Origin of the sequence: Arthrobacter sp. PvP023, from assembly GCF_017832975.1 — a bacterium.
GTDB lineage: Bacteria > Actinomycetota > Actinomycetes > Actinomycetales > Micrococcaceae > Arthrobacter.
Genome location: NZ_JAFIBI010000001.1, coordinates 2,623,158 through 2,638,079, shown reverse-complemented (window position 1 = coordinate 2,638,079; position 14,922 = coordinate 2,623,158). Strand labels below are relative to the sequence as shown.

The 14,922-nt window shown below is 65.0% G+C and carries 14 protein-coding genes; 9 read left to right on the top strand and 5 right to left on the bottom strand.

Annotated features, from left to right (window positions below):
- The first annotated feature begins 8 nt into the window (after window positions 1–8).
- The 4 genes from JOE31_RS12200 (at window position 9) to JOE31_RS12185 (ending at window position 3,259) form a co-directional block, all read left to right on the top strand.
- The gene (locus tag JOE31_RS12200; RefSeq protein ID WP_209744744.1) at window positions 9–794 is read left to right on the top strand and encodes a sulfite exporter TauE/SafE family protein; all 786 of its coding nucleotides are present in this window, start codon (window positions 9–11) and stop codon (window positions 792–794) included.
- Window positions 795–813: 19 nt separating this feature from the next.
- A complete protein-coding gene (locus JOE31_RS12195; protein WP_209744741.1) occupies window positions 814–1,623 on the top strand; it encodes an RNA methyltransferase in 810 nt (269 codons plus the stop codon).
- Between the two features lie 177 nt (window positions 1,624–1,800).
- Complete coding sequence (locus JOE31_RS12190) at window positions 1,801–2,058, top strand: type B 50S ribosomal protein L31 (RefSeq protein ID WP_011691973.1); 258 nt, start codon at window positions 1,801–1,803, stop codon at window positions 2,056–2,058.
- A 91-nt stretch (window positions 2,059–2,149) separates the two neighbouring features.
- On the top strand, window positions 2,150–3,259 hold the full coding sequence (locus JOE31_RS12185; RefSeq protein WP_209744739.1) for a biotin/lipoate A/B protein ligase family protein: 1,110 nt from the start codon (window positions 2,150–2,152) through the stop codon (window positions 3,257–3,259).
- Window positions 3,260–3,280: 21 nt separating this feature from the next.
- On the opposite strand, the gene pepN is transcribed toward JOE31_RS12185, so the two are convergent.
- Window positions 3,281–5,899: an aminopeptidase N gene (gene pepN / locus JOE31_RS12180; RefSeq protein WP_209744736.1), complete on the bottom strand. Its 2,619-nt coding sequence runs from the start codon at window positions 5,897–5,899 to the stop codon at window positions 3,281–3,283.
- A gap of 49 nt (window positions 5,900–5,948) precedes the next feature.
- Window positions 5,949–7,073, bottom strand: coding sequence for a YeiH family protein (locus tag JOE31_RS12175; protein WP_209748388.1), 1,125 nt, complete (start codon window positions 7,071–7,073; stop codon window positions 5,949–5,951).
- A gap of 120 nt (window positions 7,074–7,193) precedes the next feature.
- On the opposite strand from JOE31_RS12175, the gene JOE31_RS12170 reads away from it, so the two are divergent.
- The 3 genes from JOE31_RS12170 (at window position 7,194) to JOE31_RS12160 (ending at window position 10,606) form a co-directional block, all read left to right on the top strand.
- The gene (locus JOE31_RS12170; protein WP_209748386.1) at window positions 7,194–8,750 is read left to right on the top strand and encodes a circularly permuted type 2 ATP-grasp protein; all 1,557 of its coding nucleotides are present in this window, start codon (window positions 7,194–7,196) and stop codon (window positions 8,748–8,750) included.
- An 81-nt stretch (window positions 8,751–8,831) separates the two neighbouring features.
- A complete protein-coding gene (locus JOE31_RS12165) occupies window positions 8,832–9,758 on the top strand; it encodes an alpha-E domain-containing protein (RefSeq protein ID WP_011691978.1) in 927 nt (308 codons plus the stop codon).
- A complete protein-coding gene (locus JOE31_RS12160; RefSeq protein WP_209744733.1) occupies window positions 9,755–10,606 on the top strand; it encodes a transglutaminase family protein in 852 nt (283 codons plus the stop codon). The genes JOE31_RS12165 and JOE31_RS12160 overlap by 4 nt, the downstream gene beginning before the upstream one ends.
- 11 nt (window positions 10,607–10,617) lie before the next feature.
- On the opposite strand, the gene JOE31_RS12155 is transcribed toward JOE31_RS12160, so the two are convergent.
- The gene (locus tag JOE31_RS12155; protein ID WP_209744730.1) at window positions 10,618–11,103 is read right to left on the bottom strand and encodes a pyridoxamine 5'-phosphate oxidase family protein; all 486 of its coding nucleotides are present in this window, start codon (window positions 11,101–11,103) and stop codon (window positions 10,618–10,620) included.
- A gap of 158 nt (window positions 11,104–11,261) precedes the next feature.
- On the opposite strand from JOE31_RS12155, the gene JOE31_RS12150 reads away from it, so the two are divergent.
- Complete coding sequence (locus JOE31_RS12150) at window positions 11,262–12,959, top strand: GAF domain-containing sensor histidine kinase (protein WP_209748383.1); 1,698 nt, start codon at window positions 11,262–11,264, stop codon at window positions 12,957–12,959.
- Here the strand turns inward: JOE31_RS12150 and JOE31_RS12145 are convergent.
- Window positions 12,956–13,720 carry a response regulator transcription factor gene (locus JOE31_RS12145; RefSeq protein WP_209744728.1) on the bottom strand — a complete coding sequence of 255 codons (765 nt, stop codon included), beginning with the start codon at window positions 13,718–13,720 and terminating at the stop codon, window positions 12,956–12,958. The genes JOE31_RS12150 and JOE31_RS12145 overlap by 4 nt on opposite strands.
- Window positions 13,721–13,990: 270 nt before the next feature.
- On the opposite strand from JOE31_RS12145, the gene JOE31_RS12140 reads away from it, so the two are divergent.
- Window positions 13,991–14,434 (top strand): universal stress protein, encoded by a 444-nt coding sequence (locus tag JOE31_RS12140; RefSeq protein ID WP_209744726.1) that lies wholly within the window; start codon window positions 13,991–13,993, stop codon window positions 14,432–14,434.
- Window positions 14,435–14,453: 19 nt separating this feature from the next.
- Here the strand turns inward: JOE31_RS12140 and JOE31_RS12135 are convergent, their stop codons facing one another.
- A complete protein-coding gene (locus JOE31_RS12135) occupies window positions 14,454–14,918 on the bottom strand; it encodes a pyridoxamine 5'-phosphate oxidase family protein (RefSeq protein WP_209744724.1) in 465 nt (154 codons plus the stop codon).
- Window positions 14,919–14,922: the final 4 nt, after the last annotated feature.

Here is a 14,922-nt window from a genome sequence, read left to right as displayed (position 1 = left end):
ATCCGAGCGTGGAGTTACTCAACGGCGTCTTCATTTTCTTTGCGGGGCTGTGGGCCGGAACCATCAACAGTGTTGTGGGTTCCGGCACCCTTGTCACGTTCCCTGTCCTTATTGCCCTGGGAATTGCCCCGGTAACAGCCTCCATCAGCAATGCCATGGGCCTGGTGGCGGGAAACGCCGCGGGCGCCTGGGGCTACCGGAAGGAACTCGCGGGCCGGGGCAAGCAGCTGCTCCGCCTGTTGCCTGCATCGCTGCTGGGCGGCATCAGTGGCGCCTGGCTGCTCCTGCATCTCCCGGAAAAGGTGTTCCACTACGCCGCCCCTGCCTTGATTGTGCTCGCCCTCCTCATGGTGGTCTTCCAGCCCCGGCTCCAGCAGTGGGTAAGGAACCGGGAAGCCAACCCGGAGCACGCCATAAGGGACAAACGCCACGGCGTGCTGCTGATCGTGCTGGTTTATCTGGCAGGCGTCTACGGCGGTTATTTCGTGGCCGCGCAGGGCATACTGCTGGTAGGGATTCTGGGTGTATTCATGACCGGAACCATCCAGAACGCCAATGCCATGAAGAACATCCTTGTGCTGGGCGTGAACATTGTGGCCGCGGCGTCCTACTTGCTCTTCGCTTTTGGCCGCATCAACTGGGCCGTCGTGGGAATCATCGCGGTAAGCTCCCTGATCGGAGGCGTTGTCGGATCCAAAGTGGGCCGAAGGCTGTCACCGCCGGTGCTGCGTGGAGTCATCTTTGCGCTCGGCCTTGTGGCGCTGGGCTTCATGATCGCAAACCTGCTCAAATGACCGGCCGAAATGATGTCCAGTGACTTTCCACCATCTCCAATCCGCTGACGATCCGCGTGTCTCCGACTACACCCGGCTGACGGACGTGCACCTCCGCAAGCTCCGGGAGCCCGCTGAAGGCATGTACATCGCGGAATCGTCGCGTGTGCTCCGGCGTGCCCTGGCGGCCGGCCACCAGCCGCGGTCCTTCTTTCTTGCGGAGAAATGGCTTGAGGACCTCAGCGACGTCTTCGACCGGTTCCCGGACGTTCCGGTCTATATAGGCAGCGCCGCCCTGCTGGAAGACATCACCGGATTCCACCTGCACCGCGGGGCCATGGCGGCCATGCACCGTCCGTCGCCCGTGCCGCTGCCCGAACTGCTGGCCGGCGCGCGCCGGGTGGCTGTCCTCGAGGACATCGTGGACCACACGAATGTCGGTGCCATCTTCCGGTCCGCGGCCGCCTTGGGCGTGGACGCAGTTCTGGTCTCGCCGCGGTGCGGCGACCCCCTGTACCGGCGCAGTGTCCGCGTGAGCATGGGCACGGTGTTCCAGGTCCCGTGGGCCCGGCTGGAGTCGTGGCCGGGCGACCTTGCCGTGCTTCAGGAACAGGGTTTCACCGTGGCGGCCATGGAGCTCACCGACGACGCCGTGGACGTCGACGAACTTGCCGCCCGGGATCTGGACAAGCTAGCCCTGGTTCTCGGCACGGAAGGGGCGGGCATGAGCCCGGAGACGCTTTCCGCCGTGGACCTCGCCGTCAGGATTCCCATGCGGGCCGGGGTTGACTCGCTCAACGTTGCGGCTGCTTCCGCCGTCGCGTTCTGGGAACTGCGCCCGAAGGACTGACGCCGCCCGCCCGCGCTTTCCACCCGTTTCGTGCCGGGAGCCTGTTTAGGCTAGGATTGAGTGTTGGTCCGGACTCCCGGTGTTTGCAAGCTTGTGGCATCCATCGTTGTCCTGCGGCCCCATCCCATTCATACCTGGCAACTGGCAAAATCCAGTTGTGCGAACAAAGGTCCAATTATGAAGTCCAATACCCACCCGAAGTACGAAGCTGTTGTATTCAACGACCTGGCTTCCGGCGTCAAGTTCCTGACCAAGTCCACCGTGTCTTCCAAGAAGACCATCGAGTGGGAAGACGGGAACACCTACCCGGTCATCGACGTCGAAATCTCCTCCGAGTCCCACCCGTTCTACACGGGCAAGCAGCGCATCATGGACTCTGCAGGCCGCGTCGAGCGCTTCAACGCTCGCTTCAAGGGCTTCGGCGGCAAGAAGTAACAACTTCTCCCCAAGGTCAATTGGAAAGCCCGCATCTTCCGGAACTTCTGGAAGATGCGGGCTTTTGCGTTGTTGGGGCAGGATGGGTTGCATGACAATTCCTCCTTTTGAGACCCGTCCGGCGGACGGCACGCACGACGACGGCGGCCGTCGCCATGGTGAGTACAAGGTTCCTGGCGGGAAGCTTGTGGTGGTGGATTTCAACGTCGTGGGCGGACACTTCTCACATGTTTCCGTCAGTGGTGACTTCTTCCTGGAACCCGACGAAGCGCTACTCGACATCAACCGTGCCCTGACGGGCCTATCGGAAACGGCCACGGCCGCGGATATCTCGGCCGCTGTGAACGCGGCCCTGCCCGAGGATGCCGTCCTTTTTGGTTTCTCCGCCGATGCCGTGTCCATCGCCGTACGCCGTGCGCTGGCGAAGGCGACAGGCTGGGGGGACCACCACTGGAACGTCATTGCCCCGTCCGTGCTGCCGACGCACGTCAATGTCGCCCTGGACGAGGTCCTCACCGAGGAAGTGGGCGCAGGGCGCCGGAATCCCACGCTCCGCTTCTGGGACTGGGAGGAGCCGTCCGTGGTGATCGGCAGTTTCCAGTCGGTCCGGAATGAGGTCCACCCCGACGGCGTGGCACGTCACGGCATCAGCGTGGTCCGCCGCATCAGCGGCGGGGGAGCCATGTTCATGGAAGCAGGCAACTGCATCACCTACTCGCTGTACCTTCCGCAGACCCTGGTGGACGGCATCAGCTTCGCCGATTCCTACGCGTTCCTGGACGCCTGGGTCATGGCTGCACTGGAGAAACTGGGCATCAGCGCCTTCTATGTACCGCTTAACGATATTGCCACGGAACAGGGCAAGATCGGCGGTGCGGCCCAGAAGCGCCTCGCAAACGGTGGCATGCTGCACCACGTGACCATGAGCTATGACATCGACGCCGACAAGATGGTGGAGGTGTTGCGGATCGGCAAGGAAAAGCTTTCGGATAAAGGCACCACCAGTGCCAAGAAGCGCGTGGATCCGCTGCGCCGTCAGACCGGCCTGGCCCGGGCTGACATCGTGGAGGCCATGATGGATGTCTTCAGCGGCCTGTACGGGGCCACGCCGTCAGTCCTGACGGAGGCCGAACTTGCCGCCGCCCATGAGCGCGTGGCGGCCAAGTTCGGCACCGAGGAGTGGCTGCACCGGGTGCCTTAGAGCTCTCCGGATCCGGAAGAACTAGGAGGCGTGCGGCAGCGCGGCTGCCTGTGCCGAAAGGGCACGGTGCAGGTGGCTCCGCTGCTCAATGATGATCCGGCGCAGCGCGCGCGGGGCATCCGGATGCCCCGCGAGCCAGCCGTCCGTCAGGACAATCACGGCATTCGTGTCCGGACTGCCGCCGTCGAGGTCTTGTCCTGCCGGGTAGAGCCCGCGGACAATCCGGCTGGCGATCTCTATGCTGCGCTCCGCCCAGACGCCTTCCAGGCATTCGAAGTAGGGTTCCACGAACGGCTCCAGCAGGCCGTCAGGTGCCGTGTTGAAGCCTGCGATCGTGGCGCTGAGCAGCAGGTTGGAGAGCGCGGTGCCCCTGACGGCGGCGTCCCACGCAGCGGCTTTGACCGCGGCCTCGGGGCGGGCTGCCAGCGCAGTGGCATGGCCGGCACGGCCGGAGGCGGTCGTGTCACGGCCAAGTTCGGCGTCCAGTTCGGCCTCGGTTGCCTGTCCGTTCGCTGCCAGGGCGTGCCACAGGCTCCAGCGCAGCTCCGGGTCGACGGCAAGGCCTTCGAGCACGGTTGTGCCGTCCAGGATTCCCCTTACGAGGTCAAGCCGTCCTGCTGTCTTCCTGCTTGTACTGGCGAGGCTCCTTGCCCAGGCCAGCTGGTGGTCCGAACCGGGCCGGGCTGCGCTGAGTTCCCGGGCAGCCACCTCCAGGAAACCGTCCCTGACGGCAGCCCGCCGGGACGCGGGGACATACCGGTCGATGGCGGTTGAAGCGTTGCCCAGCACGTTCAGCAGGACACCGATGCCCGTTTCGGCAGGACCAAAGGCTTCCACGGCTGCAACGTAGCGGTCCGCCGGTGCCACAGCGTCGCGTGCCGCGTCCCAGAGTGCCGTCCAGCACAGCGCCCGCGCCATCGGATCCTGCAGGGCGCCCAGGGACGCGCGCGCCGTCGCCTCGGAGCGCGGATCAAACCGCACCTTCACGTAGCTGAGGTCGTCGTCGTTGACCAGGAGGAGCGCCGGCACCGGCTTGCCCTCAAGCTCCGGGACGACCGTGCTCCGGCCGGTCAGGTCAGTTTCCACGCTGTCCACGCGGACCAGCAGGCCGTCGGCGTCGAAATCGTAGAGGCCGACGCGGAGCCGATGGGGGCGCAGTTCCTGGCGTCCCGTGGCGGGGTCCACCGCGTCCTGGACGAGGGTTACCGGGCCCAGCACGCCGTCGTGCTCTTTGATCTCGGCAGATACGGTGGAAATCCCCGAGGTCTGGAGCCACTGCCGGGCCCAGAGTGCCAGGTCGCGGCCTGACGCCTCGCCCAGGGCCGCCAGCAGGTCGGTGAGCGTGGTGTTGCCGTACGCATGGTCCCGGAAGTACCGGCGCGAGCCGGCGATGAATGCTTCGAAGCCGACGTAGGCCACCAGTTGCTTCAGAACGGACGCACCCTTGGCGTAAGTGATGCCGTCGAAGTTCTGCTTGGCCGCCTCGAGGTCCGGAATGTCGGCCACGATCGGGTGGGTGGTGGGCAGCTGGTCCTGGACATAGGCCCAGGCCTTGCGGTTGTTGGCGAAGTTCACCCAGGCCGTATCCCAGTCCGTGGCGCGGTCAACGCCGAGGGTGCCCATGTAGTCGGCAAAGGACTCCTTGAGCCAGAGATCGTTCCACCATTGCATGGTGACGAGGTCGCCGAACCACATGTGCGCCATTTCGTGCATCAGGGTGTTGGCGCGGGCCTGGTACTGGGAATCGGCTGCCCGGGACGTGAAGACGTAGTTATCGGTGAAGGTGACCAGCCCGGGGTTCTCCATGGCGCCGAGGTTGTACTCCGGCACAAAGGCCTGGTCGTATTTGCCCCACGGATACGGATAGTCGAAGAGGCCGTTGAAGAAGCCCAGCCCCTGCTTGGTGAGCTGGAAGAGGTGCCCGGTGTCAAAGGATCCGGCCATGGAAGCGCGGCAGTACAGGGCCAGCGGGACCTCGAGGGCGGTGCCGTCCTCCAGTGTTCCGCTCCAGTGGTCCTCCGCCTTGAAGTACGGTCCCGCCAGCACCGTGGTGATGTATGTGGACATCCGCTGCGTCGGCGCGAAGTCCCAGCGGCTCGTTGCGGGGTCGCTCGTGAGTTGCGTGCGGCCGGCCTCGGCGCCGTTCGAGGCCACCTGCCAGTCGGACAGAGCCATCACATGGAAGGTGAACTCAGCTTTGAGGTCCGGCTGTTCAAAGTTTGCGAACACCCTTCGGGCGTCGGCCGGTTCGTACTGGGTGTAGAGGTAGCACTGGCCGTCGGCCGGATCGAAGAAACGGTGCATGCCTTCGCCGGAGGTGCTGTAGAGGGCTGTTCCCGTGACGGTCACCTGGTTTTCTGCCTGCAGGTTGTCCAGCCGGATGCGGGAGCCGTCCACTACGTCGGTGACCGAAAGCCCCTTGCCGTTCAGGAAGACGCTGTGCACCTCGCTGCTGATGAAGTCCAGAAAAGTGGACCCGCCGGGTTCCCGGGCCGAAAACGTGATGATGCTGCGGCTCGTGTAACCCGTGACCCCCGGATCCTGCGCCTGGCGGACGTCGAGGGACACGTCATAGCTGTGGGTGGTGATCAGGGCTGAGCGGTTTGCCGCTTCATCGCGTTGCAGGTTCTCATTCGACACCACGCTATTGAATCATGGGCCGGGCCGGACCGTCCCTGCGGCCGGGCGATCAGTGCGGCTGAATGATGAGCACGGCTGCCCCAAGGCCCAGTGCGGCAATAAGAAGCCATGCCGCCAGGGCTGCCAGCAGCGCCCTGGCACCGGTGTGGAGCAGGGTTTGCACTCGAACCGCAGAGCCCAGGCCGAAGAGTGCCATGCCCAGCAGAACGTCCTGCAGGGCGGCCCCCGCCTCCAGCCACCCGGGGGACAGCCACCCCGTTGACCGCAAACCCACCATGGCCACAAAGCCGATGACGAACAGCGGAACAATCGGCGGCATCCTGACGTCCGCGCCGTCGATGTCGGGTAAGGGCTTGGCTGCACGGGCAGGTTCGGCTCCGTTCCGGGCGGCTCCGTTCCAGGCGGCTGCGTTCGCTCCGCGGCTGAGGGCCGCCCTCTGGTGGATGCCCGCTGCCGCCACAATGGGGGCCAGGAGGATCACCCGTGTCAGCTTGACCACGACGGCGATGGCCAGGGCCCCGGTTCCGGCGGTCTGCGCGGTGGCCACCACCTGGCCGACGTCATGCACCGACGCCCCGGTCCAGGCACCGAAAACCTCAGGAGTTAGATCCAAGGGGTGCAGCAGGAGCGGCAGGACACCGATGGCGAGCGTGCCGCACAGCGTGACCAGAGCTACCGGGAGGACTGTGTCCACGTGGCGGATCCTGCGGACCGCCGCCATCGCACCAATAGCCGAGGCCCCGCAGATTGAGAAGCCGGTGGCGATGAGCAGGGAGGCGTCGCGGGTCAGCCGGAACGCCCGCGATATCCCGTAGGTACCGGCGAAGCTTGCCAGAACCACGCCCGCGATCAGCAGCAGCGACTGCCAGCCGAGGCCCAGGACATCCATCACGCTGACTTTTAGCCCCAGGAACACAATTCCGGCCCTCATCAGGTGCTTGCCGGCGAAGTCGAGCCCGGCGCGCCCACGTCCCGCCGTCCACGTTCCCGTGCCGGGAAGATTCGCGGCGAGCAGGCCGAGGACGACGGCGGCGGTCATGGCGGGCAGGACCGGCACCATTGCGTGTACGGTAAAGGCCACCCCGACGGCGAGAACGGCAGCGAGCAGTCCCGGCACCAGGGGTGGGATCCGTGCGGAGATCCGTCCCTCAGGGGCGGCGGGGAATCTGGGCAAGGGCACTCACATACTCTGCCGGAACAGTGCGGAAAAACACGAACCGGCGGGGGTGGCGCCAACACGCCACAATGGGCATCAGTAATGAATTCGAAACAAAAAGGTGGTTGGCTAATGACCATGTCTGACCTATTCCAGGATTACTCCGAGGCCGCCGGCCGCACCGGTGCCTACGACGAGATGTTCACCCCCGGCCAAGAAGCCAGGAAGTCCTACGGGCAGGTCGCCGGGGCTCTCCGTGAGCTTTCCCTCACCGATGTGACCGCCCGGGCCGATTCGATGGCCAGGACTTTCCTGGACCGCGGTGTTACCTTCGACTTCGCAGGGGAGGAACGCCCGTTTCCGCTGGATATCGTCCCCCGCGTGATCCCGGCCGACGAATGGACCGTCCTGGAGAAGGGTGTGGCCCAGCGGGTCCGCGCCCTGGAGGCCTTCCTCAACGATGTCTACGACAAGATGACCGTGGTGGCTGACGGCGTCATTCCGCGCCAGCTCGTCACCACGAGTGCCCACTTCCACCGCCAGGTCCATGGCTTCGAGCCGGCCGGCGGCGTCCGCGTGCACATCTCCGGCATCGACGTCGTCCGCGACGCTGCGGGAACATTCCGGGTGCTCGAAGACAACGTGCGCGTCCCGTCCGGCGTCAGCTATGTGCTGGAAAACCGCCGGGCCATGGCCAAGGGCCTGCCTGAGGCTTTCGGCCAGCAGCTGATCCGTCCGGTGGAGGAGTACCCGCGCCGGTTGCTTTCCGCCCTGCGCAAGACGGCGCCCTCCGGCGTCGACGACCCCACGGTAGTGGTCCTTACCCCCGGCGTGTTCAACAGCGCATATTTCGAGCACACGCTGCTTGCCGGTCTCATGGGCGTTGAACTTGTGGAGGGCCGTGACCTGATCTGCCGCGGCAACAGGGTGTACATGCGGACCACCGCCGGCGAACAGCGCGTTGACGTCATCTACAAGCGGATCGACGACGACTTCCTCGATCCGCTGCAGTTCCGGGCCGATTCCATGCTGGGCTGCCCGGGCCTGGTGAATGCGGCCCGTGCCGGAGGCGTGACCATCGCCAATGCCGTGGGCAACGGCGTGGCTGACGACAAGCTCGTCTACAGCTACGTGCCGGACCTCATCCGCTACTACCTCAACGAAGAACCCGTGATCGCCAACGTGGACACGTTCCGGCTGGAGGAGAAGGAGGCGCGCGAGCACGTCCTGGACAGGCTGGATGAACTGGTGGTCAAGCCGGTGGACGGGTCCGGCGGCAAGGGCCTGGTCATCGGGCCCGATGCGTCCAAGGAGGAACTCGACGCGCTGCGCAAGCGCGTCATCGCCGACCCCCGGGGCTGGATTGCCCAGCCGGTCCTGCAGCTGTCTACGGTTCCCACCCTCAGCGGTGATAAGTTTGGCCCTCGGCACGTTGACCTGCGGCCGTTTGCCGTCAACGACGGCGACGACGTCTGGGTGCTCCCCGGCGGACTGACACGCGTGGCCCTCAAGGAGGGTTCGCTGATCGTCAATTCCAGCCAGGGCGGCGGGTCCAAGGACACCTGGGTGCTCTCTGACTCTCCGGAGGTTCCGGTGGAAGCCCTGCCAAGGCCGTCCGTCACCGTCCGGGAACGCGTTTCAGTGTGGCCGGTCGAAAGCAACTGGCGCGACCGCCAGACGGAGCAGCAGCAGTGAGCCGCCGCCCGCCGGTGCAGCCCGCATCAGTTTGCCCCTTTATGTTCATGCAGATTTCGGACCCGCAGGAGGTAGCCGCAAATGCTTAGCCGTATTGCCGAGTCCCTATTTTGGATCGGCCGCTATGTGGAGCGCGCGGACGGCACCGCGCGCATCCTGGATGTCCACCTTGAGCGTCTCAACCACCTGCCCACGGAGGAGCGGGACAACGTTGCCCGGGAACTCCTGGCTGTCATGGGAGCCCGGCCCGAGAGCGATGAGTTCGGCCTTGAGGAACTGCTGCACGCCCTCGCCTATGACAAACAAAGTGCGACGTCGATCGCCGGTTCGCTCGGTGCTGCCCGTGAAAACGCCCGCCGCGCCCGCGAAACGGTTTCCTCCGGGCTCTGGGAGAGCCTGAACACGACCTACTACGGCCTGAACCAGCACCGCAAGGACGTGGTGGGCACCTACCGGTTCTGCCACTGGGTGCTGGAACGCACGGCCATGGTGAGCGGCCTGGCGGATACTACCGTCAGCCACGATGACAGCTGGCTGTTCCTCGCCCTGGGGCGCTCCCTGGAGCGCGCCGATATGACGGCCCGCATGCTTTCCACCCGCGATGTGCTTTCCGCCGGCATGTCATGGGTCAACATGCTCCGTTGTGCCGGTGCTTACGAGTCGTTCCTCCGGACGCGCCGGGCTGCATTCGGCGACCAGCACGCCGCAGAATTCCTGCTGCTGGACCGGCTGTTTCCGCGCTCCATTGTCTACGCCCTGCGGGACGCCGACGAGTGCCTGGCAAAGCTTGACCCGTCCGCACAGCGCGTGGGGTTCATCAATGATGCACGCCGGATTGTGGGCCAGGCCCGCACGTTCCTGGAGTTCCACCGCACGGACGACCTTATGTCCGAACTGCCGGAGCACATGGAGCGCGTACAGAAGGCCGTGTCGCAGGCGTCCGACGCCATTTCCCGTAAGTACTTCAATCAGGCGGACGAACTGGCCTGGGTGGGAGAAGTTTCATGACCCGGCTGAGCATCATTCACAAAACCGGCTACAAGTACAACAAGCGCGTCACGCTCTCGTACAACGAGGCCCGCATGACACCGCTGACGGATCCGCAGCAGGTGGTGCTGGAATCGTCCATGAAGGTTGCGCCGTCGCAGGCCGCAGTGAGCAGCTACCGCGACTACTGGGGCACGCGTGTCACTGCCTTCGACATGCAGATGCCGCATGAGTACCTTGAGGTGGTCGCCACCACTACGGTGGAAGTCCACCGCGTGGAGCGCGTTCCGGCCGAAGGCGACATCGTCTCCTGGGAGGTGCTGCAGGCGCCTGAGACGCTCAACCAGTTCAGCGACTGGATCCCGCAGTCCCGGCTGAGTGGTCCGGGGGATGAAGTCCTCGGCATCATTCCGGGGATCGTCGAAGGCAGGAACCCTTACGAGTCCGCCATGGCCATCTTCGAATGGATGCGCGGAGAGATGACCTACATGAAGGGCTCCACCGGGGTCACCACCAACGCGGCGCAGGCCTGGGGCCAGCGCCAGGGGGTATGCCAGGACCTGGCGCACCTCGCCGTCGGTGCGTTGCGCAGCTGCGGAATTCCCGCCAGGTATGTCTCCGGTTACCTTCACCCGCGTTCGACGGCGGACATCGGCGAGACGGTGGCCGGCCAGTCGCATGCGTGGCTGGAATGGTGGGACGGTGAATGGCGCAGCTGGGATCCGACCAACCACAAACCCGCTGGTGACTTCCACGTCACTGTGGCACGTGGCCGCGACTACCGGGATGTGCCGCCGCTTAAGGGCATCCTGTCGGGCGGCGGCGGTTCCGCGTTGAACGTGAGCGTGGAAATCACCCGTCTGGCTTAGGCCGGCACGCTTTACTCGTAGCCGGACCTGGTGGCGTCGTCCAGCGGCGTCCACCAGGTCAACGGGGGAGTGACCTTGAAACGCCGACCGGTGACAATGTCCGGGGTAATGCGCACGAAGTGCTCTTTCTTGCCGGCCTGCCACGGAAAGAGCAGCAGCCCCACCGTGTCCAGAACTTCCTGCTGGTTCTTGACGGGAGCTGCCTGCCCCTTGATGACGACACTCCAGGCGACGCCGCTGTCCGCGTCCACACCGTCGGCCTCGACGGCTACAGGGGTGTCGCCGGTGGCTGCCTGCAGCTTGGTGCCGTCGGCCGTGCGGAACACCAGTGTCCCGTGGTCCACCTTGTAGTTGATGGGGAAAATGTCCGGGTGGTCTTCGACCCAGACGGCCAGCCGGCCCACGGAGACGCTGCGCAGCAAGCGCCAGCATTCGTGATTGTCGAGGTTTTCGACTTCGTGTGGGTGCTCGGCGCCGGGTTTCGGATCAGTGCTCATGACGCCGAGCCTAAGCCAGGGAACCTTCGGAAAGCTAGGGCCCAAGGTCCCCATGCCGCGGAAAACCGACGACCTCTGCCCCGGGACGAACTGCTTAACGGTATTCTGGCCTCACGCCGCCGGAGCGGCCGTACGCGCTCAGGAGTTGGGTTGTGGATATGCATGCTGATGGCGACAGTCCCGAACGGTACACGGCTGCGAGCGGTACGAGGATTGAAGATCTGCTGAAGGATTTCGTCGCCCGGGCCGGCGAACTCCTCCAGTTCCAGGAGCGAATGGGCGGCCTGCTTGAAGCGGTCGTGGCAGTTGCGGAGGATTTGAGTCTCGACGCCGTCCTGGAGCGTGTCGTTCAGTCCGCCTGCCAGTTGCTGCGCGCCCGCTACGGGGCATTGGGCGTCATTGGCGATGACCGGGCCCTCAGCCACTTCATCACGGTAGGGATTGACGGCGAACTGGCCACACGGATCGGCCCCCTCCCTACCGGCCATGGGGTGCTGGGCTTGTTGATCACCGATCCGAGGCCGCTGCGGCTCCATGACCTGCGGAGCCACCCCGAGGCGTACGGCTTTCCCGAGCACCACCCGCCCATGCAGTCGTTCCTTGGCGTTCCCGTCCGGGTACGGGACGTTGTTTTCGGAAACCTGTATCTGACGGAGAAGGAGGGCGGCGGCGACTTCACGGTCGAGGACGAGGAGCTGGCCGTAGCCCTGGCGGCCGCTGCCGGTGTCGCCATCGAGAACGCACGGCTATATGATGACGCCCGCCGGCGCGCACAATGGCTTGAGGCCTGCATGGATGTCTCCGGGCTGATGCTGGGGACCGAACCGTCGTCGTCTGCCGGCCTTGATCCAATTGCAGGCAGGGCGCTGCGGGAGTCCGGGTCCCGACTGGCCCTAATAGTGGAACCCGCCGCGGACGGCGTGGGATATGTCGTTGCCGGCGCTGACGGTGAAGGCTCGGAGTTGTTCGCCGGCCTGACGCTGTGCCTGGATTCGGAAGTCCTCCAGGGGGTGCTTGCCGGCGGGGACCCGCTACTCGTGGACAACGCCGCCGACGTGCTGGGAGTGCTGGAGGGGACCGTGGCCGGTCCGCTGCTTGCAGTGGCGCTCAGCACCCAGGGAGCCCACCACGGCCTGCTCCTCCTCGTCCGGGACGCCACTGCGGGCCCGTACGGCCGCACTGATGTGGAGATGGGAGCGGTTTTCGGATCCCATGTGGCGTTGGCGCTTGAACTGGCCCGGGTCCACCGGCTGCGGGAAGAACTGCTGGTCTTCACTGACCGCGACCGGATTGCCCGCGACCTCCATGACCTCGTGATCCAACGGCTCTTCGCCGCAGGGCTGAGTGTCCAGAGCCTGAACCGGTTCACGAAGGAAGACCTTGCACTGGAGAGGATCCGTGCCATCACCGGTGAACTGGACGAGGCCATCCGCAGCTTGCGCGACACCATCTACTCGCTCAGGACCGGCAACGGCGATGGCGAACTCCTCAGCGGGAGGCTGCGGAGTGTCGCGCGGAGCGCTGCAAAGTCCATGCCCTTTGCGCCGAGGCTCAGCCTGGAAGGCCCGGTTGACTCTATCCAGCAGGAAAAGGCCGACCATGTGGTGGCCGTTGTTTCCGAGGGGCTGAGCAACGCCATCCGGCATTCCGGAGCTGATTCAATCGAGGTCTCCGTCTCGGCCCTGAATGGCAGGATGACCGTTCTGGTGACCGATAACGGCAGCGGGTTCAAGGATTCCGCGAATCGCAACGGATTGAACAACATGGAGGAGCGCGCCAGGATGCTGAACGGCACCTGCACCATCACCGGCGCGGCGGACACCGGAACCAGCCTGGTGTGGTCGGTTCCGCTCTAGCGCCGGTGCCCGTCGGAGTCGCTGCCGGCGGCGTGCGCCGCGGCTGAATGGGCCGCACCGGCGTGCCCTGAAGCAGACGGTGCCGGCACCGAGTTGTTGGCAATATATACCGCGGCCTGCGTGCGCCGTTCAAAGCCCAGTTTTGCCAGTAGCGATGACACATAGTTCTTGACGGTCTTCTCCGCCAGGAACATTTCGGCAGCGATCTGCCGGTTGGTGAGGCCGCCGCCCACCAGTTCCAGGACACGCCGCTCCTGCGGGGTGAGGCCGGCGATCCTCGGATCCACCTGCTGGGGTGCGACAAGGCTTTCCACGATGCTTGCCGCCACGCCGTCGTCGAAAAGCGACTCTCCGGCGGCCGCGCGGCGCAGGGCGCCAATCAGGTCGGTGCCGCCAATCTCCTTCAGGACGTATCCCCGGGCTCCGGCGAGTACGGCACCGCGCAGGGCCTGCTCATCGTCGAAGCTCGTCAGTATCAGGCAGTTGAGGTTCGGATCCACGGACCGGACGTCCCGGCAGACTTCGATGCCCGTTCCATCCGGAAGGCGGGCATCGAGCACGCTGACGTCGGGATGCAGGGCAGGAATGCGACGGGTTGCCTCGACAGCGGAACCTGAGCTGCCCACGACCTGGAAACCCTCGCCTTCCAGAAGCTCCTGGAGCCCCCGCCTGACAAGTTCGTGATCGTCGAGGATGAACACACGGATGAGGCCGCTGTTCATGTCCGGCGCGGAGGGACCTAGGTCTGCCCGAGGAATCATGGTCCTCCTGTCCGGCGGCCGGAGCTGCCATAATCGGTCCGCAACCGGCTTGCCGGAGCGGTGCAGATCCCATTATCTCTGTCCGGACCCGGTTTCCGGCATCCGGCTCTGCAATTCTCGTTGACGGTGCTAAGTGCAGCAAGGGTCCTTGGACCCACAGCGGCCATGACTTTAGGCCCTAGCGACGGCGGGTTCCGGCACACATCCTTGAATGACACCTGCCTGTCCGCCGGGGCCCTCCCGCGATATCCGCCCTCGAAAGGGGAAGACATGAATGAGGCCAAGGACGTCCGGACGATCATTGTTGGAGTCGATGGCTCAGAGGCCTCAGTGGAGGCCCTGAAACAGGGACACGGGCTTGCGGACAAGCTTGGAGCACAGCTCGTCGCGATGGCATGCTGGGATTACCCGCCCGTGTACGACGGCTACGTGGCCATGGGAATCAACGACTTCGACGTGCGTGCCGGGGAGATCCTTCAGGAAACAGTGGCCAAGGCGTTCGGGACGGAAACACCGCCGAACGTCGAAACCAAGCTGGTGCAGGGACGCCCAAGGAATACCCTCATTGACGCGAGCCGGGATGCCGACATGCTCATAGTCGGAAGGCGGGGCCATGGCGGCTTCGGCGGCCTGCTGCTGGGCTCGGTGAGTTCTGCCTGTGTGGCCCACGCGCATTGCCCGGTACTGGTTGTGCACACCCCAGAGAAGCGCTGAGGTTCTTTAGCGAAGCGGGCTACTCGAACGCGGCGCGACGGGGATCGGACAGCCGCGTGTTCCACATGTCCGGCTTCTTGACCTTGAACCGTCGGCCGGTGAGTGCCTTGGGCGCCAGCCGTACGTAGTAGTCCTTGTCGCCCGGCTGCCATGGCTCCAGGAACAGGGCGTCCACTTCGTCTTTTTCGTCCTGGGTTTCGATTAGCTCGGCTTCGCCGCGGGCAACCACGCTCCAGGCCATCTCTTCATGAGCGTCGTAGCCGTCAATCTCAAAAGCCACGGGCTTGGCCGTCATGGCTGCCCACAGCTTGGTCCCGCCGGCCGTCCGGAAGACGACAGTGCGGCGCTGGAGCACGAAATTAACCGGGAAGATTTCCGGGTGGCCGTCGACAATGAGCGCGATCCTCCCGACCACCTCGGTGTCGAGCATTACCCAGCACTGGTCAATGGACAACTGGCCCTCGGGCGGCGTCATGATGTTCATGTAA

Coding starts and splice junctions, on each gene's coding strand:
- JOE31_RS12190 (WP_011691973.1), top strand. CDS start 1,801: ATGAAGTCCAATACCCACCCGAAGTACGAAGCTGTTGTATTCAACGAC.
- JOE31_RS12135 (WP_209744724.1), bottom strand. CDS start 14,918: ATGAACATCATGACGCCGCCCGAGGGCCAGTTGTCCATTGACCAGTGC.
- JOE31_RS12140 (WP_209744726.1), top strand. CDS start 13,991: ATGAATGAGGCCAAGGACGTCCGGACGATCATTGTTGGAGTCGATGGC.
- JOE31_RS12165 (WP_011691978.1), top strand. CDS start 8,832: ATGCTTAGCCGTATTGCCGAGTCCCTATTTTGGATCGGCCGCTATGTG.
- JOE31_RS12160 (WP_209744733.1), top strand. CDS start 9,755: ATGACCCGGCTGAGCATCATTCACAAAACCGGCTACAAGTACAACAAG.
- JOE31_RS12170 (WP_209748386.1), top strand. CDS start 7,194: ATGTCTGACCTATTCCAGGATTACTCCGAGGCCGCCGGCCGCACCGGT.
- JOE31_RS12150 (WP_209748383.1), top strand. CDS start 11,262: ATGCATGCTGATGGCGACAGTCCCGAACGGTACACGGCTGCGAGCGGT.
- JOE31_RS12185 (WP_209744739.1), top strand. CDS start 2,150: ATGACAATTCCTCCTTTTGAGACCCGTCCGGCGGACGGCACGCACGAC.
- JOE31_RS12145 (WP_209744728.1), bottom strand. CDS start 13,720: ATGATTCCTCGGGCAGACCTAGGTCCCTCCGCGCCGGACATGAACAGC.
- JOE31_RS12155 (WP_209744730.1), bottom strand. CDS start 11,103: ATGAGCACTGATCCGAAACCCGGCGCCGAGCACCCACACGAAGTCGAA.